The organism is Acidovorax sp. LjRoot117 (assembly GCF_964252695.1).
Lineage (GTDB): Bacteria > Pseudomonadota > Gammaproteobacteria > Burkholderiales > Burkholderiaceae_C > Acidovorax.
In genome coordinates this window covers 147390-170560 of sequence record NZ_CAXUPO020000006.1, presented here as the reverse complement: position 1 = coordinate 170560, position 23171 = coordinate 147390, and the positions used below count along the sequence as shown (strand labels likewise).

The window sequence follows — 23171 nt, the reverse complement described above, 5'->3', positions numbered from 1 at the left end:
GTCCCCCTGGTGGGGAAGACGCGAAGCGGCTCAGGGGGTTACTTGTTCTTCAGCAGGGCATGGCCGCGTTCCGGCGCGCGTAGTGCCACCAGGTGATGACGATGCAAACGATGTAGAACGCGAAAAACGTCCACAGCGCCGCATGCGGGCTGCCCGTCAGTGCGATGGAGCTGCCGTAGCTCTTGGGAATGAAGAACCCGCCGTACGCGGCCATGGCGGCGGTGAAGCCCAGCGTGGCGGCGCCCAGGGTGTTGCCCTCCTTGTTGGCGTGGGCCACGGCGGCGGCGTTGCGGGGGTCCACATCGCGCAGGGCCTCGGTCAGGAAGATCACGGGGATCATGCGAAAAGTCGAGCCATTGCCGATGCCGGTGGTGAGGAACAGCACCAGAAAGCACACGAAGAAGCCCGCGAACTGGCCTTCGTTCCCTTCAGGGCCACCGGAGGGCAGGAAGAACGTGACACCCACCACGGCCACGGCCATGACGAGGAAGTTCCACAGCGTGACGCGCGCACCGCCGAGCTTGTCGGCCAGCCAGCCGCCAAACGGCCGGATCACCGCGCCCACCAGCGGGCCCAGCCAGGCATAGGCCAGCGGGTTCACGCCGGGGAACTGGCTCTTGATGAGCAGCGGAAAGCCCGCCGCATAGCCGATGAACGAGCCGAAGGTGCCCAGGTACAGCACGCACATCAGCCAGTTGTGCTTACGCTTGAAGATGGCGGCCTGCGCGGCGAACGAGGCGCGGGCGTCGGCGATGTCGTTCATGCCGAACCAGGCGACCAGCGCGGTGAGAGCAATCCAGGGCACCCAGATGAAGGCGGCGTTCTGCGTCCAGACCTGCACGGCCTGGCCGTCCTTGACGATGGCCTGGCCTTCGCCCCCGAAGATGCCGAAGATGCCCGCCGTGACGACCAGCGGGCTCAGGAACTGCACCACCGACACGCCGAGGTTGCCCAGGCCCGCATTCACGCCCAGCGCCGAGCCCTTGCGCTCCTTCGGAAAGAAGAAGCTGATGTTGGCCATGCTGGAGCTGAAGTTGCCGCCGCCCAGGCCGCACAGCAGCGCCAGCATCAGCATGGTGGGGTAGGCGGTGGTGTTGTCCTGCACCGCAAAGCCGATGCCGATGGCGGGGATCAGCAGCGAGGCGGTGGAGATCGCCGTCCACCGGCGCCCACCCACCAGCGGCACCATGAACGAGTAGAAGATGCGCAGCGTGGCGCCCGAGAGCGCGGGTGCGGCTGCCAGCCAGAACAACTGGTTGGTCGAATACTTGAACCCGAGGCCCGGCAGGCCCACGGCGACCACGCTCCAGACCTGCCAGATGGCAAAGGCCAGGAACAGGGCGGGCACCGAGATCCACAGGTTGAGCTTGGCGATGGCCTCGCCTTCGCGTTCCCAGAAGGACTTGTCCTCCGGGGCCCACAGGGTGAGCAGGCGCCCCTGGCGGGCGCGGGGGGTGTTGGTGGCAGACATGGGTGGGGTCCTTGGTGAAAAGTCAGCGGGCGGCAGCCGTGGCCGCGGCGGCCTGCGGGCCCATGAGGCGGGTGTTGCGCACTTCGGTGAAGTACATCCAGATGAGCGAGACCCACACCACGCCGTACATCAGCATGAAAGCGCTGGAGCGGATGCCCGTGAGGTCCATGAGCGCGCCGAACAGGATGGGCAGCACGAACCCACCCATGCCGCCGGCCAGGCCCACGATGCCGCTGATGGCGCCGATGTTCTGGGGGTAATCGTCGCTGATGTACTTGAAGACGCTGGCCTTGCCGAAGGCCCAGCAGATGCCCAAGAGGAACATGAGGCCGGTGAACAAGTACACGTTCAGGCCGATGTGGAAGGTCTTTGCGCCATTGACGGTGGCGATGGTGAAGTCGGTCTGCGGATAGCTCAGCAGGAACAGGCAGATCCAGCTCACCCACATCACCCACCAGGTCACGCTGTGCGCGCCGTACTTGTCGCTGAGCATGCCGCCGATGGCGCGCAGCACGCCGCCCGGCAACGAGAAGCAGGCCGCCAGCAAAGCCGCGACGCGGATGTCCAGGCCGAACTCGCCCACGTAGTACTGCACCATCCACAACGACAGCGCCACGTAGCCGCCGAACACGATGCTGTAGTACTGGCAGTACTTGAGCACCTTGGGGTCCTTCAATGCCTTGAGCTGGTCGGTGAACCGGACGTTGCTGGGTACCAGGTGCGCCGGGTCGCTGTAACTGAACAGCCAGAACAGCACCAGCGTGCCGAGCATGATGGCCGCGTACACCTGCGGCACCATGGCCCAGCCGAAGGCCACCAGCAGCACGGGGGCGAGGAACTTGTTGACCGCCGCGCCCGAGTTGCCCGCGCCGTACACGCCCATGGCCGTGCCCTGGCGGTGCTTGGGGAACCACCGGGCCACATAGGGCGTGCCCACCGAGAACGAGCCGCCCGCCAGGCCCACGAACAGGCCGATGGTGAGAAAGTGCCAGTACTCGGTGGCGTAGCCCATCATCCAGATGGCGGGCACCGTGGCGGCCATGACGGCGGCCATCACGATGCGGCCGCCGAAACGGTCGGTCCAGATGCCCAGCGGCACCCGCACCAGCGAGCCTGTGAGCACGGGCATGGACATCAGCAGCCCGAACTGCGTGGAGTTCAGGTTGAGCATCTTCTTGATGGGGATGCCGATGACGCCGAACATCATCCAGACCATGAAGCAGACGGTGAAGGCGAAGGTGCTGACGATGAGCACCGACCAGGCCTGGCGCGTGCGCTGCGGGCTGTCGCCGGGGGGCAAGGTGGCGTGTGCCGTGGGGGCGGTGGATGCCATTGCGCGGGTCCTCTTCTTCTCTTTGTGGTTGCCTGCAATGGTCTGTTTTCAGGGCCGCGCTGAACATCCTTCGCAAGCACAGCCGGGCGGCGGCAGAAGGACTAGTGCGGCCTGCTGAGGCATCGTCCGAAAGAACTAGGGGGAGCGGCCGCCGAAGGAGAATTTCGAGCCCCATGAGACCGACGAGACCAATGAGCCCTCTGAGCGCCATGAGCGTCATGAGCGCTATCAGCCCGATCAGCGCTACCGAGCCTGATGAGCCATATGCCTCAGATACCCCCCCATCCGTTCGGGCTGAGCTTGTCGAAGCCTTGCACGCCCGAGGCACGCCCTGGCTTCGACTGGCTCAGCCCGAACGGTTGAGAAGATTTGCGGTCTTGGGCGGGTCATCCATCACACCAAACAGGCCCTACCGCTTGATCTAAAGGCGCTAGCAGCTATTGATTTAATAGCAACCTAACCATGACGCCCGAGAGGTCTGCAGCAAACCGCAGCTACTCCGTGCGCTGGCGGTCCGAGGCGTAGACCGCCGCCTGCACGCGCGAGGTGAGGCCCAGTTTGCGCAGGATGTGCTGCACGTGGATCTTCACCGTGGTCTCGGCGATGTCCAGCGTGCGCGCGATCTCCTTGTTGCTGGCGCCGCGCGTGATTTCGCGCAGCACGTCTTCCTCGCGCGGCGACAGCGGGGCCGTGCCGCTGACGGGCTCGGTCGCGGACGCGGGTGCCACCGGCGGCGCTGCAGCGGGCGCTGCCGCTGCCATCCCGGGCGCGCCTTGCGACTGGAACGCCGCCACCAGCTTGCCCATCAGCTCGGGGCTGACCACGGGCTCGCCGCGGGCTGCGCGGCGGATGGCCTCGGCCAGCAGGTCGCCGTCGATGGTCTTGAGCAGGTAGCCCTGCGCGCCGTTGCGCAGCGCGGCGGCCAGGTCCTGCGCGTCTTCGCTCACGGTGAGCATGAGCACCCGCGACGCAGGCGCCACCTCGCGCAGGCCGCGGATCGCATCCACACCCATCACGCCGGGCAGATGGTTGTCCAGCAGGATGACCTGGGGCAGCAGCTGCGGCGCCAGGCGCAGGGCCTCGGCGGCGTCGCCCGCCTCGCCGATGACCTGCAGGCCCGCGTCCTGCGCCAGCAGCGCGATGAGACCGCGCCGGAACAGGGTGTGGTCGTCCACCACCAGCAGCGTGACGGGCGCAGCGGCCACGGGGGATGGCATGGTCGTCATGGGGCGGGCATCTCCATCAGGTCGGCGACGGCTGGCCGGGGGGTTGTCGCCATGGGCACGGCGGGCCGCGTGGACGCAGGCGTAGCCGGCGTGGCGGTGGGCGTACCGGCCGCCACCGTGGGCATCTCGATGCACACGCGCGTGCCCTCGCCCGGCGCCGCGTGCACCTGCAGCACCGCGCCCACGCGGTGGGCCCGCTCGCGCATGATGCCCAGGCCCACGTGCAGCGAGTTGGGCGGCACCTGGGCCACATCAAAGCCCTTGCCGTTGTCCTGCACCTCGAAGCGCCAGCGCGGGTGGCGGTGCACGCGCAGCTCGACCCGCGTGGCGCCCGAGTGCTTGCGCACGTTGGACAGCGCCTCCTGCACCATGTGCAGCACCTGGATCTGCAAGTCTGCCGGGAGCGGCAGCCCGTGGCCCACCATGCTGAGCGCGGTGGCCATGCCGGTCTGGTGCTCGAACTTGGACAGCGTGGCGCGCAGCGCGGACTCGATGTCTTCCTCGCTGGTGCGGGTGCGAAAGTGCACCAGCAGTTCGCGCACGTCGGCGTAGCACTCGCGCACGCCCACATCCAGCTCGCCGATGCTGCGGTCGCGCTTGGCCTCGTCGCCGCGCGCCACCGCGTCGCGCAGCAGCTGGGTCTGGATCTTGAGGAACGCAAGCGACTGGGCGATGGAGTCGTGCAGCTCGCGCGCGAGCAGGCCGCGCTCTTCGGCCACGGCGGCCTCGCGCTCCAGCGCCGTGGCGCGCAGGCCTTCCATGGCGCTGGCCAGGTGGCGCGTCATCGCTTCGAGCAGGTCGCGCACCTCGTCGGTCAGCTCCACCGGCGAGCGAAAGAACAGGTCCACCTCGCCCAGCACCCGCTGCTGCATCTGCACCGGGATGGTCACCATGGTCTGGAATCCCGCGTCGCGGCAGTGCGGCAACGCCACCGGGGTAGATGGCGTGATGGGGATGACCCGCGTGCGCGCCACGGCCTGCGGTTGGCCGCACAGACAGCTGCCGGTGTGCAGGCAGTGCTCGCCATCCGACAGCGCCTGGGGCAGGCCGTCGCCGGCCAGCAGCACGTAGCGCTCGTTGGCCTCGTCGGACCAGCGCACCGCCGCCGCATCGGCCCCGGCCACGCGGCGGATCTGCTGCACGAAGCCCTGGGCAAGCAGCTCCAGGCTGCTGGCGGTGGAGGTCAGCTCGCTCACGCCGTACAGCGCGGCCAGGCGCTGGTTCTGGACCTCGACACTCGCGGTCTTCTCGCGCACCTTGTGCTCCAGTTCGTCGTGCGAGGCCTGCAGCGCGTGCGCCATGAGGTTGAAGCCCGCCGACAGCTGGCCGAACTCGTCGTCGGTGTCCACCGGCAGGCGCGTGCCCAGCTCGCCCTGGCGCAGCCGGGCCTGGGCCTGCTGCAGGCGCGCCACGGGGTTGATCACCAGCAGGTAGCTCACGGCCATGAAGGTCACGGCGGCCACGATGGCCAGCGCCATCATGCACAGCTGAAACAGATGCAGCGCGGCCGTCCAGCCCGCGATCTGCAGCTCGATGGCATCCACGAAGCCGTCCACCTGCTGCACAAAAGCATCGGCCTGCGCCAGCGTCTGCGCGCGGTCGGGTGGCTGCGGGCCCACCCATGCGCTGCGGGCCTGGGCCCACTGGGTGCGGACGGCGTCGAACCGCGCGCGTGTCTCGCCGCTCCAGGGCACGAACAGCGGGCGCGACGGGTCGCCCGTGCGCAGCAGATCCAGGCTGGCGTCGAACAATCGCGCGCGCTCCTGCACCGCACGCTGCACGGTGTCGTGCGGCTCGGTCTGCAGCACCAGCACCATGCGCAGCATGTTCATGCGCAGCCGCCCCGCCTCGTTCACGGCGGCGGCGCCGCCTTCGAGCTTCCAGGTCACCCACAGCGTGAGGCTGATGGACACGAGCGCCACCAGCAAAAAGCCCGCGCCCAGGGCCAGGAGCTTGGTGGTGAGAGTGGGCTGGGACCGCATGCCCCCAGTCTAGGCAGGGCGTGTGGCGCCGGTCTTGACCTGCATCAAGTGCGCCCCGCGTAGCATCGCGCCATGCACACACCGCCATCGACCTTCTCCGCATTTCGCTGCGCAGCACCTTGGCTCGCAGTGGCCAGCCTGGCGCTGCTGGGTGGCTGCACAGGCCTGGGCACAGCTACCACGGCCTCATCGCCCAACTCTGCCACCTCCATCTCCACCACCGCCTGGCCCACGCGCCTGCAGGCCCTGCTGCCCGCCGATGTGCTGCTGCTGGGCGAAAAGCACGACGCCGCCGAGCACCAGCAGTGGCAGCGCGACACCGTGCAGGCGCTGGCCGCCCGGGGCCAGCTGGCGGCCGTGGTGATGGAGATGGCCGAGCAAGGCCACAGCACCACCGGCCTGCCCCGCGACGCCACCGAGGCCCAGGTGCAGGCCGCCCTGCAGTGGAAGGACGCCGCCTGGCCCTGGAAGGCCTACGGCCCGGTGGTGATGGCCGCCGTGGCTGCGGGCGTGCCGGTGTGGGGCGGCAACCTGCCCCGCGCCCGCATGCGCGACGCCATGGCCGATACCGCGTGGGACCGGCACCTGCCCGCGCCCGCTCTGCAGCGCCAGTACGAGGCGCTGCGCGAGGGCCACTGCGGCCTGCTGCCCGAGTCGCAGATCGCTCCCATGGCCCGCATCCAGATCGCCCGGGACGCCGCCATGGCCCGCACCGCGACCGAAGCGCGCGTGAGCGGCCAGACCGTGCTGCTGATTGCCGGTGGTGGCCATGTGCTGCGCAGCCTGGGCGTACCCACGCACCTGCCTGCAGGCTTGACGTCCAAAGTGGCCCTGGCACAGGCGGGAGAAGCGCAAGCAGCTATCAAAAAAGAAGCGCCTGCAAATATGAATGCAGACACGGATGCAGATGCGGACGCCATCGTTGCCACCCCTGCCCTGCCCGCCAAGGACCACTGCGCAGAGCTGCGCGAGCAGTGGGGCAAGGGCGCAAACCCGGCGCGGTGAGGCCGGCGTGCATTCATACATTCATGCGTTCATGCATGCATGCATGCGTTCAAAAAATCCCCCATCCGTTCACGCTGAGCTTGTCGAAGCGCGGCGCGAGGCTTCGGCAAACCTGTTCTGAGCCTGCCACAGGGCTCAGCCCGAACGGGTGGAGTCATGGAGCACGGGTCCCGTAGCCAACGTGGCAGCGGGCCAAGGTGGGCCCGTCGTTCTTCCCCTTCAACGCCCCCCGCTACGCTCCCGCAGCAACGCCGCAAACGCATCCGCGGGCAGCGGCCGGCTGCACAAATAGCCCTGGTACGCGTCGCACCCACGCTCTTGCAGAAAGGCCAGTTGCCCCTCGTCCTCCACGCCTTCGGCCAGCACCGACAGCCCCATGCTGTGCCCCATGGCGATGATGGCCGCGCTGATGGCCATGTCGTCCGCGCTTTGCGGAATGTCGCGGATGAAGCCCTGGTCGATCTTGAGCACGTCGATCGGAAAGCGCTTGAGTTGCGCCAGCGACGAGTAGCCGGTGCCGAAGTCGTCCACCGCGATGCGCACGCCCAGGCTGCGCAGGCGCAGCAGCACCTCGCGTGCTTCTTCGGTGCGCTCGGCCAGCGCGGATTCAGTGATCTCCAGCTCCAGCCACTCGCTCGGAAGGCCCGAGTCCGCCAGCGCCGCCGAGGTGCAGCCCGCCAGGTCGGTGAGGTGGAACTGGCGCGGCGACACGTTCACGGCCAGCGTCAGGTCGGGCAGGCCTTCGGCGCGCCACTGCTGGCCCTGGCGGCAGACCTCGCGCAACACCCATTCGCCCAGCGGGCCGATCACGCCCGAGGTCTCGGCCACCGGGATGAAGCGCGCGGGCGATATCAGCCCCTCATCGGGGTCGTTCCAGCGCACCAACGCCTCGGCGCCCAGGATGCGGCCGGTGCGGATATCCACCTGCGGCTGGTAGTACATCTGCAGATGCCCGAGCGCCAGCGCCAGCCGCAGGCGGGATTCGAGCGCCAGCCGCTCGCGCGCGGCCTGGGTCATCGCCTCGTGGAAGAAGCACCACGCGCCGCGGCCCCGCGCCTTGGCGCCGTACACCGCCGCGTGGGCGCCCTGCAGCAGCAGCTCGGTGGTGGCCGCATGCTCGGGGAACATGCAGATGCCCACGCTGACCCCGGCCACCACCTCGAAGCCTTCGGGCGAGCGCCAGGGCTCGGCCACGGCGGCGATCAGGTGGCGCGCCACGGCCGCCGCCCCGTCGGCATGGCGCATGTGGCGCGCCACCACGGCCAGCTCGTCGCCGGCCAGGCGCCCCAGCACGTCGCCGGGCCGCAGGGCCGACTGCACCTGCCGCGCAATGTGCTTGAGCACCTCGTCGCCGGTGGTGTGGCCGTAGCTGTCGTTCACGTCCTTGAAGCGGTCCAGGTTGAGCAGCAGCACGGCGATGTGCTCACCGCTGGCGCGCGCCTCCTGCACCACCTGCTCGACCTGGTGCCCGAACCAGGCGCGGTTGGACAACCCCGTGAGCGCGTCGTTGTGCGCCAGGAATTCAAGCTGCCGCTGGTGCGCCTTTTCTTCGGAGATGTCGGTGAACATGCACACGTAGTGCGTCACCTCTCCCGCCGGGTCGCGCACGGCGGACAGCGACATGTGCTCGGGGAAGACCTCGCCGTTCTTGCGGCGGTTCCAGATCTCGCCCTGCCAGTGACCCGTCTGGCGCAGCGTGCCCCACAGGGCATCGTAGAACGCGCGGTCGTGCCGGCCGGACTTGAACACACGCGGCGTCTTGCCCAGCAGCTCCTCCTCGGTGTAGCCCAAAAGGCGCGTGACGGCCGCGTTGACCGACAGGATGCGGCTGTGGGCGTCGGTCACCACCACGCCCTCGACGGTGTTGTCCACCACCGTGGCGGCCAGGCGCTGGCGGGTTTCGCTGGACTGCAGCGCGGCGCGCGCGGCCGTGATCTCGTCGAGGTCCTGCACCACGCAGACCAGGTGCGCGGGCTCGTCGCCGGCCTCGGGGATCTGCGTCACGGTGCACAGCACCGGCACCCTGCGGCCACCGCCGGGGGGCTGGCATTCGCGCTCGTCCACATAGTGATCGATCTCGCCTGCCAGCAGGCGGGCCAGCTGCAGGGTGGCGCCGTCCGGCTCGCGCGCCAGCATCACATCGCGGAAGTTGAGGATGCGCACTTGCGCCAGCGTCACGCCCAGCAGGGCACAGAGCCGCTCGTTGGCCCACAGGAAGCGCCCGTCCGGCGCCACCCGCGCGAACCCGGCGGGCGCATGGCGCACCACCTGCGACAGCTCCCGCGCCGTGGCCCAGCGCACCTTCTCGGCGCGGCGCATGCGCCGCAGCATCCACCAGGCCAGCGCGCTGGTCAGCAGCACATAGCCCCAGCCCTTCCAGGTCTGCCAGTGGGTGATCCGCGCAGGGTCGGTCACCCAGTGCGCCAGCAGCGCGTCGCCCGCAAACACCCAGGCCACCCCGAGCACCAGGTACAGCAGCATCCCCCGCCAGGGAGCGAAACGCGGGACCTCGCCCGGATTGACCATCGATTTCCCCCGTTATCCGCCCACCGGCCGTACTAAGGCCGCAAAGGGCGCGGCCACACGGTGCCAGCCATGCTGCGACAATGTCGCGGCTATGACGACCAACGCCTACATCCTTACCCTGTCCTGCCCCGACCGCCTGGGGCTGGTGCACGCTGTCTCCGGCTTCCTGCTGGAGCACGGCGGCAACATCGAAGAAGCCGCGCAGTACAACGACCACGCCACGGGTCTGTTCTTCATGCGGGTGCAGTTCGCCTGCGACCAGCACGACCACGCCACGCTCAAGACCCGCCTGGCCAGCTTTGCAGAGCCCCACACCATGCGCTGGAGCCTGCACGCCACGGCAGCGCCCATGAAGACGGTGCTCATGGTCAGCAAGGAGGGCCACTGCCTGAACGACCTGCTGTTCCGCTGGAAGAGCGGCCTCTTGCCCATCGACATCCGCGCCATCGTCAGCAACCACCGCGACTTCTACCAACTGGCGGCCAGCTACAACGTGCCGTTTCACCACATTCCGGTGACCGCTGCCACCAAGCCGCAGGCCGAAGCCAGGCAGCTTGAGATTATCGAGGCCGAAGGGGCCGAGCTGGTGGTGCTGGCGCGCTACATGCAGGTCCTTTCTCTTGATCTGTGTCAAGCTTTGGCCGGACGGGCGATCAACATCCACCACAGCTTCCTGCCCAGCTTCAAGGGCGCCAAGCCCTACTACCAGGCCCACGACCGCGGCGTGAAGCTCATCGGCGCCACCGCCCACTACGTGACGGCCGACCTGGACGAAGGCCCCATCATCGAGCAGGACGTGGCCCGTGCCGACCACACCGACACGGTGGAAGACCTGACCGCCCGCGGCCGCGACACCGAAAGCCAGGTGCTGGCCCGCGCGGTGAAGTGGCACAGCGAGCACCGCGTGATCCTGAACGGCCACAAGACCGTCGTCTTCAAGTAGCAATGCAACACCCCCCCGAGTCGCTTCGCGCCGTCCTCCCGCTCTCGCAGCGCGGTGCACCGCAGGCAGGGGGACGCCGCCAGCGCGGCGGGGCGGCCCTTGCCCGGCGGCCCTCGCCGGGGGTGTGCCGGTTTCAAGCGCTGTGCCCAGTGCGCAGCGCGGAGGTTGGCTGACATGGCTGCGGCGACCCCTTCGACCTTCCAGAACAGCGCGGCGCGGCGCATACCGCCCATCCAGTGCCTGCTCACGTTCGAAGCGCTGGCGCGCCTGCGCAGCGTGACGCAGACGGCCGAGGAGCTGTGCGTCACGCCCAGCGCGGTGAGCCACCGGGTCAAGCAGCTCGAGCAGATCCTGGGCGTGCGGCTGTTCGGGCGGGCCGACTTTTCGCTGACCACCGAAGGCAGCGCCTACCTGGCCCATGTGCGCGAGGGGCTGGGGGCGCTGCAGCGGTTTCCCGGGGCGGCATCGGCACCCGGGCGCCGGCGGCTCAAGCTGGCCGTCACGCCCACGTTTGCGCGCACCATCCTCATCCCGCGCCTGCGGCAGTTCACCGAGGCCTACCCCGAGATCGACCTGGCGCTGCAGGTATCCATCCCGCTGCTGGACGTGGTGGCCGAAGACGCCGACCTGATGGTGCGCTTTGGCCCCGGCCACTATGCCGATGTGGAGCATGTGGAGCTGGCGCGCGACGTGGTCACGCCCCTGGCCTCGCCCGCGTTCGTGCGCGAGCACGGGCCCTTCGACAAACCCGAGGACCTGGAGGGCGTGCCCCTGCTGCGCAGCCCGCTGGAGCCCTGGCGCACCTGGTTCGCCGCCACCGCTTTGGACTGGGCCGAGCCCAGCGAGGGCTCGCAGTTCAACGACATCGGCCTGATGTGCGACGCCGCATCTGCGGGCATGGGCGTGGCCCTGGTGCGGCTGAAGCTCGGTGCGCCGTGGCTGGAGAACGGCACACTGGTACGCCTGTTCGACACCGACACGGCCAGCCCGCACGCGCACTACCTGTGCTGGCGCACCGGCACCATGGACCGCTGGGAATGCGCGGCCTTTGCCGACTGGCTGCGCAAGACGATGGTGTGAGTGGCGGCAGCGGTGCGCATGGCTCGCCGCTGCGCCAGTTCATCGCGCCATCGGTTCACCCACACACCACTGCAACACCGCGACAACGCACCATCACCATCACCGTCGTATCCATCCACCACCTGCCGACATGAATCTCACCATCCGCCCTGCACAGCCCGCCGACGCCAACGCCATCGCGCGCATCCACGTTGCGGCCTGGCAGGCGGCGTACGCCGGCATCATCGACGCCGCCTACCTGGCCGCCATGTCCGCGGCGCAACGCGAAGGCTACTGGGCCCAAGCGATTGCCCAGGGCGCACCCGAGGTGCTGCTGGCGCAGGACGACAGCGACGGCGCGGTGGCCGGCTGGATCGCCCTGGGCGACTGCCGCGACCCCGGAGCGCCCGCCACGCGGGGCGAAGTCTGGGCCATCTATGTGGACCCGGCGCGTTGGGCCCGCGGCACGGGGCATGCCCTGTGGCAGCACGCCCGCGAGCACCTGTTGGCCCGTGGCAAGGCAGAAGCGAGCCTGTGGGTGCTGGCGGCCAACGCGCCTGCCATCCGGTTCTACACACGGCAGGGATTTGCGCCGGATGCGGATGGGGTCAAAAGCATCACGGTGGCGGGCGCCACCCTGCAGGAGCTGCGGTACACGGCCTGGCTGGCGCCCAGCGGTGGGTAGTGGTTGAGTAGTGCTTGTGCATTGCTTGGATAGCGAGCGGGTAGCGGGTAGTGAGCGACCCGCATACGGCCCAGTGTGGGTGGCAAGTCGGTAGTGAAAACTGCAGAGGTCGCCGCGACGAGTGGCCGCAGCCAAGACGCACAGCCCGCGGCCTCGCCAGGATTTTCACGGCCGCTCTGCAAAAATCTCACGCCCGCGTCTACCGCCATCCCCTACAGTGGCGGCATGCAGACTCCCGCCGCCACCCCTACCGCCCCTGCAGCCGCGCACGCACCGGCCGGGTCCATACCGTCCGAGCGCGCCGCGCGCCAGGCCGAGGTCGTGCAGGCCCTGGGCCGCGTGGTGCCCGCCCACGCCCTGCTGTGGAATGCCGAAGACACCACGCCGTATGAATGCGACGGCCTCACCGCCTACCGCCAGCGTCCGCTGGTCGTGTGCCTGCCCGAAACGTACGACCAGGTGCAGGCCGTGCTCCAGGCCTGCCACCACCTGCAGGTGCCCGTGGTGGCCCGCGGCGCGGGCACGGGCCTGTCGGGCGGTGCCATGCCGCATGCGATGGGCGTCACGCTGTCGCTGGCCAAGTTCAACCGCATCCTTGACGTGGACCCGGTCAGCCGCACAGCGCGCGTGCAGAGCGGCGTGCGCAACCTGGCCATCAGCGAAGCCGCCGCACCGTACAGCCTGTACTACGCCCCCGACCCCAGCAGCCAGATCGCCTGCACCATCGGCGGCAACGTGGCCGAAAATTCCGGCGGCGTGCACTGCCTGAAATACGGCCTCACGGTGCACAACGTGCTGGCCGTGAAGGGCTTCACCGTGGACGGCGAGCCCGTCGAATTCGGCAGCCAGGCGCTGGACACCCCCGGCTACGACCTGCTGGCCGCCGTGGTCGGCAGCGAAGGCATGCTCGCCGTCATCACCGAAGTGACGGTGCGCCTGATCCCCAAGCCCCAGCTGGCGCGCTGCATCATGGCCAGCTTCGACGACGTGCGTAAAGCCGGCGACGCCGTGGCCGCGGTCATCGCGGCCGGCATCATCCCCGCGGGCCTGGAGATGATGGACAAGCCCATGACCGCCGCCGTGGAAGACTTCGTCAAAGCCGGCTACGACCTGACCGCCGAGGCCATCCTGCTGTGCGAGAGCGACGGCACGCCCGAAGAGGTGGAAGAAGAAATCGGCCGCATGAGCGACGTGCTGCGCGCGGCTGGCGCCACTGCCATCTCGGTCAGCCACGACGAGGCCGAACGCCTGCGCTTTTGGAGCGGCCGCAAGAACGCCTTCCCCGCCAGCGGCCGCATCAGCCCCGACTACATGTGCATGGACTCGACCATCCCGAGGAAGCGTCTGGCCGACATCCTGCTGGCCATCCAGGAGATGGAGAAGAAGTACCAACTGCGCTGCGCCAACGTGTTCCACGCAGGCGACGGCAACCTGCATCCGCTGATCCTTTTCGACGCGAACGACGCCGACCAACTGCACCGCTGCGAACTGTTCGGCGCCGACATCCTGGAGACCAGCGTGGCCATGGGCGGCACAGTGACGGGCGAACACGGCGTGGGCGTGGAAAAGCTCAACAGCATGTGCGTACAGTTCACGGCCGAGGAGAACGCGCAGATGTTAGGGCTGAAACACGCGTTCGACCCGGCGGGGTTGTTGAATCCGGGGAAGGTGATCCCTACGCTGAATCGGTGTGCGGAGTACGGGAAGATGCTGGTGCGCGGAGGGCAGATCAAGCATCCGGATTTGCCGCGGTTTTGATGGGTGGCCGCCGTTAGTATCTAACGATGCCTGTTCCGGCACATCCGATACTTGACCTGACCATATGAAACGATTGCCAGCTATCGCGTCTGTGGTTATTGGCTTGCCACTCATTGGCTGCGCCACGCTTGCACTCCTGCTTTTTACTGGAATGGGGACAGAGGAATCGAGGCACTCCCTAGCTCGGATAGCTGTCGGTTTTTTTGCTGTTCAAGCAGTTGCTGCAGGTCTTCTACTTCGCAAACAAAAGAATCTCTTCGCTTTCCTAGTTGTTTGGGGCCCAGTTGCAATCACAGTAGCTGCAATCGATTTAGCATCATTCACTGTTCGAATGTTGAGATAGGGTCCGACAAGACCACTGTCCATTTTGCAAGTGCTCAGAGTCTTTCCTAAAGACCAACTGCACCAACGTTGGCAGATCACCCTCTCCTTCACTGGGTACCCGCTTCTGGCCGAGTGCACCCAAGAAAAACCCCGGACAATCCGCAGCCGTATCGCCCCTCCTCTTAAACCCATGCCCAGCGACTCTCCCTCCACCCTCCTCCAATCCGGCAACGCCCTGGTCGGCCAGGCGCAGGCCATAGCCACGCAAAACTTCGCAGCAGCACGCGCGTTGTGGCGGCAGGCGGGGGTGTTGTTCCAACGCGCGCACGACGCCGACCCCGGGCTGCACGCGGCGGCGTTCCGACTAGGTCAGGCGTGGATAGCAGAAGCCCATGCGCTACAGAAAGAAGGATCTGAAGATGCGACCGCGATGTGGCGGCAAGCGGCGCTGCAGTGCGAGGTGGCCTTCGCGCTCGACCCGCACCATGCGGTGACTGCCATGCACATCGCCAGCTGCTACGCCTGGGCGCAAGACGCCGACGCCAAGCTGGCCTGGGCACAGATTGCGCAGCATCTGCAGGAAGAACACGCAGCCAACATGGCGGCGGATGAGGCGGCACGCTAGCTGACGCAGCCCCGGCCGCGGCCGAGCAACGCGACGGCCCGTGTGGCTGTCCGGCTGTTGGCTGTTCGGCTCCCCACCCCTGTGGCTGCGCCTGCGGCGGGGCGGTTGCGGGGTGAGCATGGGCGTCGGAGCGCCCATGCCTCGTTGTCTAGCTCGCCGTGGCTGTCTGAACGAAGCGCGCAGCGCGCAGTGAGTTCCACGGCGCACCCCGCAAACGCCCCGACGCAGGTCGCCCCTTCGCAACGCGAAGGGGTCGCAGACTTGGGGTCGCCTTCTCTTTGGTGACTTTCTCTTGGCGACGCAAGAGAAAGTTACCGCGCCGCCGGGCGCGCACCCCGGCTCCCGCCCTCAACAAAGGCATGCGCCCCCATCAGCGAGCCCGCGAGCAGCGCCCAGGTTTCGACAAGCTCAACCCGAACGGCCTGGGGGTGTCGACGAGCACAGGCGTCGACACGCTCAACCCGAACGGCCAGTGATGCAACGCCCCGGTTTCGACAAGCTCAACCCGAACGGTTTTGGGGGTGTCGACAAGTACAAGCTTCGGCAGGCTCAGCGCGAACGGATGGATGATGAAGCGACCAGGCTTCGACAAGCTCAGCCCGAACGGTTGTGGGGGTGTTGCTGCTCTCCCTCGCCGAACTACCCGCCCACCACCGCCCGCCAAATCTCCCCCGCATGCGACACCGCAAACAAAACCAGCCCAATCAGCCCCCCCACCACAGTCCCGTTGATCCGGATGTACTGCAAGTCCTTGCCAATATTCAGCTCGATCAACTGCGTCATCTCCTCAGTGTCCCAACGCCGCACCGTGTCCTCAATATGCTGCGCCACAAACTGCGACACATCCGGCGCAAGCCCCTGCACCCACTGCTCCAACCGCGCATTGAGTGACTGCCGCAGCGCCGCATCCCCCGCCAGCGACTCCCCCAGCCACTGACCCAACGCCCGCACCTGCCGCGCCACGGCCGACTGCTCGTCCGCCAAGTCACGCCGCAGCGCCCCCCGCACGTCCTGCCACAGCGTCTGCACATAGGCCCCCACCGCACCATCGTTCTGCAGATACGCCCGAATCTCTTCGCCCTTGCGGGCCCACTCCGGGTCGGTGCGCAGACGCTCCACAAAACGCGCCACCGCCGTGTCGAACTGTGCGCGCAGCACATGCTGGGGGTTGGCAGCCACCTCGGCCATCAGGCTTTCGAGCGCGCGGGCCAGCAGCGACGACCCCTTGTCGCCCAGCCAGTCGCTGGGCAGCAGCTTCTCGGTACGCGGGTGCTCCTTCTTGAGCCAGGCCACGATGGTCTGCGCCACCCAGGTGCGCGTCTGCTCGTTCTGCAGCAACTCGGTGAGCTTGCCCAGCACATCGTCCAGCAGCGCCTGGTGGCGGCCGTTGTGCGTCAGCGTGTCGAGCACCGTGGCCAGTGCGCCCGACAGGTCGATCTGGCCGATGAGCGAGCGCGCAGCTTTCTGGATGAAGCGCTCCACCTGCGCGTCCTGCACGGTGTCGAGCGCAGCCGACAACAAGCGCGTGGCCTGCTGGCCCAGCAGCGCGGCGTTGCCCGGCGCCGTGAGCCACTGCGCCAGCCGCTCGGCAGGATCGTGCCGGCGGATCAGCGCGACCAGCGAGGGCACATCCAGAAATTTGTCGCGCACAAACGTGGCCAGGTTGCGGCCGATGCGCGCCTGGTTGCGCGCAATGACCGCGGTGTGCGGAATGGGCAAACCCAGCGGGCGCCGGAACAGCGCCACCACCGCAAACCAGTCCGCCAGCGCACCCACCATCGCGGCCTCGGCCATGGCCTTCACGCAACTGAGCCACAGGCCGCGCTCGACCACGCTGGTGGCGACGAACACCGCGGTGACCAGCAGCAGCAAGCCCAGCGCCTGCCGCTTAGCGCGCCGCAGGGCGCGCACCGGGTCTTCGATGGCGTCGGAGGGAGGAGGTGTTGTCGGACTGCTGTTCATGCCAACAAGGCGCGCGCGGGCACAACGACGCCCTGCGCCACGCCACAACGCAGGTCAGGGCGCGGCTGCAATCTGGTCCAGCGCCTTCGACAAGTGGCCCACGGTGCGGTCCACGTTGTGCCACTTCTCAAGGCCAAACAGGCCGACGCGGAAGGTCTTGAAGTCTGGCCCCTCGTCGCACTGCAGCGGCACGCCGGCAGCGGTCTGCAGGCCCACTTCCATGAACTTCTTGCCGTTCTGGATGCCGGGGTCGGTGGTGTAGCTCACGACCACGCCGGGCGCCTTGAAGCCATCGGCCGCCACGCTGGGGAAGCCGCGCGATTCGAGCAGCGCGCGCACCTTGGCGCCCAGCTCGATCTGCTCGTCGCGCACCTTGGCGAAGCCATAAGCGCGCGTCTCGGCCATCACTTCGGACAGGCGCACCAGGGCGTCGGTGGGCATGGTGGTGTGGTACGCGTGCTGGCCCTTTTCATAGCCTTCGGCGATCTGCATCCACTTCTTGAGGTCGCACGAAAAGCTGCTGCTCGTGGTGCCGTCGATGGCCTGGCGCGCGCGTTCACCCAGCATCACCATGGCGCAGCAGGGCGAGCCGCTCCAGCCCTTTTGCGGCGCGCTGATGAGCACGTCCACACCCGTGGCCTGCATGTCCACCCACATGGCGCCGGACGCCACGCAGTCCAGCACGAACAGTGCACCCACATCGTGGGCCGCAGCCGTCACGGTGCGGAGGTAGTCGTCGGACAGGATGATGCCGCTGGCCGTCTCCACATGGGGGGCGAACACCACCTTGGGTTTTTCGGCGCGGATGGTGGCTGCGACTTCTTCGGCCGGGCATGGCGCCCAGGGGGCCTGCGGGCCGCTGCCCTGCGGGCGTGCCTTGCACACCACCGAGCCGCCGCCCAGGCCCTGGTCGGCGTCGAAGATCTGCGTCCAGCGGTAGCTGAACCAGCCGTTGCGCACGATGAGCACTTTCTCGCGGTTGGCGAACTGGCGGGCCACGGCCTCCATGCCGAAGGTGCCGCTGCCGGGCACCAGCACGGCCGTGTGGGCGTGGTAGACCTCTTTCAGCGTGCCCAGAATGTCCTGCACCACGCCGGTGAAGCGCTTGGACATGTGGTTGAGCGCGCGGTCGGTGTAGACCACCGAAAACTCAAGCAAACCATCGGGATCGATATCGGGCAAAAGGCCGGGCATGGGGAGTCTCCACGTGTGAAACTGGGGGCATGAAACAAGGTGATCGGGCCAGCTTATCATGGCCCCGCGCCACCCGGAGCCCGTGCGCCATGCCGTCCAAACCCTTCCAGTTCCTGCCGACCGCCGTGCCCGGCATCGATGCGATGCGGGCCGATTCGCAGTTCGCGTTCGGCAGGCACATGCACCTGCAGTTCGGCCTGGGCGTGATCGACCGGGGCGCGCAGAAATCCTTCAGCGGCCGGGGCACGGTGGAGTCGCTTCCGGGCGACACCATCACGGTCAATCCCGGCGAGGTCCACGATGGCAAGCCGCTGGACGACGGCGGTCGCGCATGGCGCATGCTGTACCTGGAACCGGCCTTGGTGGCGGACCTGGCGGCCGAGGTGCGCCCGGGCCTGCCCGGCGCCAGCTTCGAGTTCCATGCGCCCAACCTGCGCGACGCACGGCTCGCGGCGCAGGTCCACGCGCTGTTCACCGCGGCCACTGCGCACCCGGCCCACGCGGCCGCACCGCTGCGGGTGGAGGAATGCCTGTTGCAGATCCTGGCGTGCCTGCTGCGCTTGCCGGGCCCCGGCCGGCATGCCGCTGCGCGCATTGCAACCGCCCGCGCCATGATGGACGACGACCCCACGACCGCCTGGAGCCTGGCGCAGCTGGCCCACGAAGCCGGCTTGAGCCGATACCAGCTGGTGCGCCAGTTCGCGCAGGCGACGGGCCTGACCCCGCATGCCTACCTGGTGCAGCGCAGGCTGCACCACGCGCGGCGACTGATGGCGGCGCGGATGCCGCTGGCCGAAGTCGCCGCCGCCAGCGGCTTTGCCGACCAGAGCCACCTGACACGCCTGTTCGCGCGCAGCTTCGGCGCCACACCGCACGCCTACCTGCGCGCCCACGGCTGATGGCGGGGCGAGAGCTCGCCTGCAATTTTGTTCAAGACGGCAGGCCGGTGGTGGGTCGATGCTGCGGCCATCTCCACCTCATGCCGCTGCGACGCGGCTTCAGCGCCATGGGCATCGAATTCCTCATCACCTCACTCATCGTCGTCGTCTCGCCGGGGCCGGGCGCACTGCTGACCGTGGCGGCCGGGCTCTCGGGCGGCGCACGGGCGGCCGCCGTCACGGCCCTGGGCTGCACGCTGGGCATCGTGCCGCACCTGTTGGCGGCCGTCACCGGGCTGGCCGCGCTGCTCCATGCCAGCGCCACCGCCTTCGACGTTCTGCGCTACGTGGGCGTGGCGTACCTACTGTACATGGGCTGGGCTACGTGGCGCTCGCCCGCTGCCCTGCAGGTGCGCACCGACGCGCCTGCGCGCTCGACCGGCGCGCGCATCGCAGAAGCCATGCTGGTCAACCTCCTCAATCCCAAGCTGTCGCTGTTCTTCCTCACGTTCCTGCCGCAGTTCATCGCGCCGGGCGAAGCGCAGCCCGCGGCACGCATGGCGCAGTTGTCGCTGGTGTTCATGGCGATGACGTTCGTGGTGTTCCTGGCCTACGGCGTCTTTGCGGCACGGTTTCGCAACCAGGTCCTGGAGCGCCCGAGCGTGCTGCTGTGGCTGCGGCGCGGCTTTGCCGCGGCGTTCGTGGCACTGGGGGGAAAGCTGGCGCTGATGCAGCGTTAGACCAACGCCAACGCCAGCGCCGGCTCACCAGGTATCGACGAACCGGTGCCCCAGCGGCCCCACCTGCGCCGACGCCAGCCCGCGCGCCAGCCACGCCCGGGTGTCGGCCGGGTCGATCACCGCATCGATCTCCAGCGTGGCGGCCATGTGCAGCGCCTCGCCGTTGGCGTACGACCTGGCCAGCAGCTTGGAGAACAGCGCGTCGCGCTCGGGGCCTTCGGGCAGGGCCTCCAGCTCCTTGCGAAAGCCGAGGCGCACCGCGCCTTCCAGGCCCATGGCGCCGAACTCGCCCGTGGGCCAGGCCACCGTGAACACGGGCGCATGGAAGCCCCCGGCCGTCATCCCCATCGCGCCCAGGCCGTAGCCCTTGCGCAGCACCACGCTGAAGGTGGGCACGCGCAGGCTGGCGGCGGTGACGAACAGGCGGCTCACGTGGCGCACCTGGGCCGTGGCTTCGACCTCGGGGCCGACCATGAAGCCGGGCGTGTCCACCAGGCTCACGATAGGCAGGCCATGCGCGTTGCACAGCTGCATGAAGCGCGCGCCCTTGTCGGCCGCGTCGGCGTCGATGGCGCCGCCCAGGTGCAGCGGGTTGTTGGCCAGAAGGCCCACGGGGCGGCCTTCGATGCGCGCCAGCGCGGTGTGGATGCCGGCGCCGAAGCCGGTGCGCAGCGGCAGCAGGCTGCCCTCGTCCACCAGGCCCGCCATCGCCGTGCGGGTGTCGTACACGCGCAGGCGGTTCTCGGGCACCACGGCGCGCAGCAGGCGCCGGTCGGGTGCGGACCACTGCGGTGTGCGGCCCTGGAAGAACGACAGGTAGTGGCGCGCGGCCTGCACCGCCCCGGCCTCGTCCTCCACCAGCACGTCGATCACGCCATTGGCGTGCTGCACTCCGCTTGGGCCGATCTGCTCGGGCTTGAAGACGCCCAGGCCGCCGCCTTCGATCATGGCCGGGCCGCCCATGCCGATGTTGCTGCCGCGCGTGGCGATGATCACGTCGCTGCAGCCCAGCAGCGCCGCGTTGCCCGCAAAGCAGCGCCCCGCCGCGATGCCGATCACCGGCACCTGGCCCGACAGCGCTGCGTAGCTGGCGAACGTGTGCACATGCAGCCCCGCCACGATGGGCATGTCGGTATCGCCCGGGCGGCCACCGCCGCCTTCGGCCCACAGCACCACCGGGAGCTTCTGCGCGAGGGCGATGCCCAGCATGCGGTCGGTCTTGGCGTGGTTGCGCGCACCCTGGGTGCCGGCCAGCACGGTGGCGTCGTACGACATGACGACGGCGCGGGATTTCTCGGGCCCGAAGAGTGCGCCGTTGATGCCGCCGATGCCGGTGACCATGCCGTCGGCCGGCGTGTTGGCGATCAGATCCTCAAGGCTGCGGCGGCGCGTCTGCGCGGCGATGGCCAGCGCCCCGTATTCGATGAAGCTGCCGTCGTCGCACAGGTCGGCGATGTTCTCGCGCGCGGAGCGGCCGCCTTGGGCGTGGCGCTTGTCCATCGCCTCGGGGCGCGCGGCGTCGAGCGTGAAGGCATGGCGGTCGATCACGCGCTGCAGGTCGGCGCGGATGTGGTCGGGGTCGAGCGCGGCGCTGCCCGGCGCTTGCACAGCCGCCGCATCTGCGACGGCCTCCAGCACCAGCAGCGGCTGCCCCTGCACCAGGTAGCCGCCCGCCACGGCCAGCAGCGCACCCACGCGGCCTGCATGCGGGGCCAGCAGCACGTGCTCCATCTTCATGGCCTCGAGCACGGCCAGCTCGGCACCTGCGGCGACCACGTCGCCCTGGGCCACGCTGAGCTGCACCAAGCGTGCAGGCATGGGAGCCAGCACCGCGCCTGGCGGTGCGAGCGTGGGGGCGAGAGCGGACGCAGTGTTTTGAGTGTCCTTCAGGCCGCTACCGCTTGTTGGACGAGCGCTAACAGCTATGTTTTTAGTAGCATCCAGCAATGCAGGCAGCACCGATTCGAGCCAGCGCGTGTGCACCTGCTGGCTCTCCATCTCGGGCCGCGCGGCCAGCGCCTGCAGCAGCGCCAGGTTGGTGGCCACGCCCTCGATGCGGCACTCGGCCAGCGCGCGCTGCGAGCGGCGCAGTGCATCGGCAAAGCGCGGGCTGCGCGTGTGCACGATGAGCTTGGCCAGCAGCGTGTCGTAGTGCGGCGACGGCGCGGCGCCCGCTGCGCCGTGGGTGTCCACGCGCACGCCGGGGCCCGTGGGCAGGTCGAAGCGGACCAGCGTGCCGCTGCCGGGCGTGGCGCCGCCCTGGGCATCCAGCGTCTCGGCGTTGATGCGCCACTGCACCGCAAAACCATGGACAGGCGGCGGCGCGGCGGGGTTCAGGCCAATGTCCTGCAGCGTGCGGCCCGCCGCCAGCGCGATCTGGGCCTGCACCAGGTCCACGCCGGTGACCTCTTCGGTGACGGTGTGCTCCACCTGCAGGCGTGGGTTGCATTCGATGAACACGAAAGGCAGTTCGCTGGACGCCAGGTCCACCAAGAACTCGAAGGTGCCCAGGCCTTCGTAGGCCACGGCCCGCGCCATCGACAAGGCAGCGGTGGTGATGCGCTCGCGCAGCGCTGCGGGCAGCGAAGGGCTGGGCGCGATCTCCACCACCTTCTGAAAGCGCCGCTGCAGCGTGCACTCGCGCTCGCCCAGCGCGATCACCTCGCGCCCGTCGCCCAGCACCTGCACTTCGATGTGGCGGGCGTTGACCATCAGGCGCTCCACGTACACGCCGTCCACCCCAAAGGCAGCCTGCGCCTCGCTGCGGCAGCGTGCGTAGGCGGCGGGCAGGTCATCGGTCGACGCCACCGCGCGCATGCCGCGCCCGCCGCCGCCGCCGATGGCCTTGATGACGATGCCTGCCGTGGCGTGCTGCGCGAAGAAGGCCTGCGCCTCGCCCAGCGCCACCGCCGCCTGCGTGCCGGGCATAAGGGGCACGCCCTGCTGCTGCGCCAGCGCACGGGCCTGCGCCTTGTCGCCGAACAGCGCCAGCTGCGCGGGCGTGGGGCCGATGAAGCGCAGCCCGGCCTCGGCGCACGTACGGGCGAAGTCGGCGCGCTCGCTCAGGAAGCCGTAGCCGGGGTGCACGGCATCGCAGCCCTGGGCCTTGGCAATGGCGATGAGGCGTGCACCGTCCAGGTAGGCCGCCGGCCCGGTCGACCCCAACGCCACGGCCGTGGTGGCCGCGTGCACGTGGGGGCTGGCGGCGTCATCGTCGGCATACACGGCCACGCTGGCAATGCCCAGGTCGTGCAGGGCGCGCACAGTGCGCAGTGCGATCTCTCCCCGGTTGGCGATCAGGACTTTGGCGAAGAAGGGCAAGGTCATGGTTTTGATTCTTTTTTTTATAGCTTTTAGCGCTTTACTGATAAGCGCTGGCGGCCATTTTTTCTAGTTGATGGACTCATGGAACTGCGCTCGCCTCGCAGCGCTTGCAACTGCCGGGGCCCACACCAGGGCT

General features: G+C 68.7%; 16 protein-coding genes. 8 read left to right on the top strand and 8 right to left on the bottom strand.

Going from position 1 to position 23171, the window contains the following annotated elements; all coding sequences use genetic code 11:
- Window positions 1-49 precede the first annotated feature (49 nt).
- From ACSQ3D_RS17315 to ACSQ3D_RS17300, 4 genes are all read right to left on the bottom strand, one after another.
- Window positions 50-1471: an MFS transporter gene (locus ACSQ3D_RS17315; RefSeq protein ID WP_436127706.1), complete on the bottom strand. Its 1422-nt coding sequence runs from the start codon at window positions 1469-1471 to the stop codon at window positions 50-52.
- Between the two features lie 22 nt (window positions 1472-1493).
- Window positions 1494-2804 (bottom strand): MFS transporter, encoded by a 1311-nt coding sequence (locus ACSQ3D_RS17310; RefSeq protein WP_436127705.1) that lies wholly within the window; start codon window positions 2802-2804, stop codon window positions 1494-1496.
- A gap of 494 nt (window positions 2805-3298) precedes the next feature.
- Window positions 3299-4030, bottom strand: coding sequence for a response regulator (locus ACSQ3D_RS17305; protein WP_436127704.1), 732 nt, complete (start codon window positions 4028-4030; stop codon window positions 3299-3301).
- Window positions 4027-6012: a type IV pili methyl-accepting chemotaxis transducer N-terminal domain-containing protein gene (locus ACSQ3D_RS17300; RefSeq protein WP_436127703.1), complete on the bottom strand. Its 1986-nt coding sequence runs from the start codon at window positions 6010-6012 to the stop codon at window positions 4027-4029. Before ACSQ3D_RS17300 ends, ACSQ3D_RS17305 begins: the two co-directional genes overlap by 4 nt.
- Window positions 6013-6084: 72 nt before the next feature.
- On the opposite strand from ACSQ3D_RS17300, the gene ACSQ3D_RS17295 reads away from it, so the two are divergent.
- On the top strand, window positions 6085-7017 hold the full coding sequence (locus tag ACSQ3D_RS17295; RefSeq protein ID WP_436127702.1) for a ChaN family lipoprotein: 933 nt from the start codon (window positions 6085-6087) through the stop codon (window positions 7015-7017).
- A gap of 219 nt (window positions 7018-7236) precedes the next feature.
- Here ACSQ3D_RS17295 and ACSQ3D_RS17290 read toward each other — a convergent pair whose 3' ends face one another.
- Window positions 7237-9498 carry a putative bifunctional diguanylate cyclase/phosphodiesterase gene (locus tag ACSQ3D_RS17290; RefSeq protein ID WP_436127701.1) on the bottom strand — a complete coding sequence of 754 codons (2262 nt, stop codon included), beginning with the start codon at window positions 9496-9498 and terminating at the stop codon, window positions 7237-7239.
- Between the two features lie 136 nt (window positions 9499-9634).
- On the opposite strand from ACSQ3D_RS17290, the gene purU reads away from it, so the two are divergent.
- The 5 genes from purU (at window position 9635) to ACSQ3D_RS17265 (ending at window position 14937) form a co-directional block, all read left to right on the top strand.
- Window positions 9635-10486 (top strand): formyltetrahydrofolate deformylase, encoded by an 852-nt coding sequence (gene purU, locus ACSQ3D_RS17285; protein ID WP_056410008.1) that lies wholly within the window; start codon window positions 9635-9637, stop codon window positions 10484-10486.
- Window positions 10487-10660: 174 nt separating this feature from the next.
- A complete protein-coding gene (locus ACSQ3D_RS17280) occupies window positions 10661-11566 on the top strand; it encodes a LysR substrate-binding domain-containing protein (RefSeq protein WP_436127700.1) in 906 nt (301 codons plus the stop codon).
- A 130-nt stretch (window positions 11567-11696) separates the two neighbouring features.
- Window positions 11697-12230, top strand: coding sequence for an N-acetyltransferase family protein (locus ACSQ3D_RS17275; protein WP_436127699.1), 534 nt, complete (start codon window positions 11697-11699; stop codon window positions 12228-12230).
- A gap of 225 nt (window positions 12231-12455) precedes the next feature.
- Window positions 12456-13988 (top strand): FAD-linked oxidase C-terminal domain-containing protein, encoded by a 1533-nt coding sequence (locus tag ACSQ3D_RS17270; RefSeq protein ID WP_436127698.1) that lies wholly within the window; start codon window positions 12456-12458, stop codon window positions 13986-13988.
- A 373-nt stretch (window positions 13989-14361) separates the two neighbouring features.
- Window positions 14362-14937: a hypothetical protein gene (locus ACSQ3D_RS17265; RefSeq protein WP_436127697.1), complete on the top strand. Its 576-nt coding sequence runs from the start codon at window positions 14362-14364 to the stop codon at window positions 14935-14937.
- Between the two features lie 639 nt (window positions 14938-15576).
- Here ACSQ3D_RS17265 and ACSQ3D_RS17260 read toward each other — a convergent pair.
- Together ACSQ3D_RS17260 and ACSQ3D_RS17255 are read right to left on the bottom strand one after the other, a co-directional pair.
- Window positions 15577-16899 (bottom strand): DUF445 domain-containing protein, encoded by a 1323-nt coding sequence (locus ACSQ3D_RS17260; RefSeq protein ID WP_056165076.1) that lies wholly within the window; start codon window positions 16897-16899, stop codon window positions 15577-15579.
- A 54-nt stretch (window positions 16900-16953) separates the two neighbouring features.
- Window positions 16954-18093 carry an aminotransferase class V-fold PLP-dependent enzyme gene (locus tag ACSQ3D_RS17255; protein WP_056165074.1) on the bottom strand — a complete coding sequence of 380 codons (1140 nt, stop codon included), beginning with the start codon at window positions 18091-18093 and terminating at the stop codon, window positions 16954-16956.
- A gap of 89 nt (window positions 18094-18182) precedes the next feature.
- On the opposite strand from ACSQ3D_RS17255, the gene ACSQ3D_RS17250 reads away from it, so the two are divergent.
- Window positions 18183-18992 (top strand): helix-turn-helix transcriptional regulator, encoded by an 810-nt coding sequence (locus ACSQ3D_RS17250; protein WP_056165072.1) that lies wholly within the window; start codon window positions 18183-18185, stop codon window positions 18990-18992.
- 80 nt (window positions 18993-19072) lie between these two features.
- On the top strand, window positions 19073-19711 hold the full coding sequence (locus ACSQ3D_RS17245; protein ID WP_436127696.1) for a LysE family translocator: 639 nt from the start codon (window positions 19073-19075) through the stop codon (window positions 19709-19711).
- Between the two features lie 24 nt (window positions 19712-19735).
- Here the strand turns inward: ACSQ3D_RS17245 and ACSQ3D_RS17240 are convergent, their stop codons facing one another.
- On the bottom strand, window positions 19736-23038 hold the full coding sequence (locus tag ACSQ3D_RS17240) for a carboxyl transferase domain-containing protein (protein ID WP_436127695.1): 3303 nt from the start codon (window positions 23036-23038) through the stop codon (window positions 19736-19738).
- Window positions 23039-23171: the final 133 nt, after the last annotated feature.

Excerpts from the sequence above, each read along its gene's own strand:
- ACSQ3D_RS17315 (WP_436127706.1), bottom strand. The coding sequence starts at position 1,471 with ATGTCTGCCACCAACACCCCCCGCGCCCGCCAGGGGCGCCTGCTCACC.
- ACSQ3D_RS17310 (WP_436127705.1), bottom strand. The coding sequence starts at position 2,804 with ATGGCATCCACCGCCCCCACGGCACACGCCACCTTGCCCCCCGGCGAC.
- ACSQ3D_RS17305 (WP_436127704.1), bottom strand. The coding sequence starts at position 4,030 with ATGACGACCATGCCATCCCCCGTGGCCGCTGCGCCCGTCACGCTGCTG.
- ACSQ3D_RS17300 (WP_436127703.1), bottom strand. The coding sequence starts at position 6,012 with ATGCGGTCCCAGCCCACTCTCACCACCAAGCTCCTGGCCCTGGGCGCG.
- ACSQ3D_RS17295 (WP_436127702.1), top strand. The coding sequence starts at position 6,085 with ATGCACACACCGCCATCGACCTTCTCCGCATTTCGCTGCGCAGCACCT.
- ACSQ3D_RS17290 (WP_436127701.1), bottom strand. The coding sequence starts at position 9,498 with ATGCTGCTGTACCTGGTGCTCGGGGTGGCCTGGGTGTTTGCGGGCGAC.
- purU (WP_056410008.1), top strand. The coding sequence starts at position 9,635 with ATGACGACCAACGCCTACATCCTTACCCTGTCCTGCCCCGACCGCCTG.
- ACSQ3D_RS17280 (WP_436127700.1), top strand. The coding sequence starts at position 10,661 with ATGGCTGCGGCGACCCCTTCGACCTTCCAGAACAGCGCGGCGCGGCGC.
- ACSQ3D_RS17275 (WP_436127699.1), top strand. The coding sequence starts at position 11,697 with ATGAATCTCACCATCCGCCCTGCACAGCCCGCCGACGCCAACGCCATC.
- ACSQ3D_RS17270 (WP_436127698.1), top strand. The coding sequence starts at position 12,456 with ATGCAGACTCCCGCCGCCACCCCTACCGCCCCTGCAGCCGCGCACGCA.
- ACSQ3D_RS17260 (WP_056165076.1), bottom strand. The coding sequence starts at position 16,899 with ATGAACAGCAGTCCGACAACACCTCCTCCCTCCGACGCCATCGAAGAC.
- ACSQ3D_RS17255 (WP_056165074.1), bottom strand. The coding sequence starts at position 18,093 with ATGCCCGGCCTTTTGCCCGATATCGATCCCGATGGTTTGCTTGAGTTT.
- ACSQ3D_RS17250 (WP_056165072.1), top strand. The coding sequence starts at position 18,183 with ATGCCGTCCAAACCCTTCCAGTTCCTGCCGACCGCCGTGCCCGGCATC.
- ACSQ3D_RS17245 (WP_436127696.1), top strand. The coding sequence starts at position 19,073 with ATGCCGCTGCGACGCGGCTTCAGCGCCATGGGCATCGAATTCCTCATC.
- ACSQ3D_RS17240 (WP_436127695.1), bottom strand. The coding sequence starts at position 23,038 with ATGACCTTGCCCTTCTTCGCCAAAGTCCTGATCGCCAACCGGGGAGAG.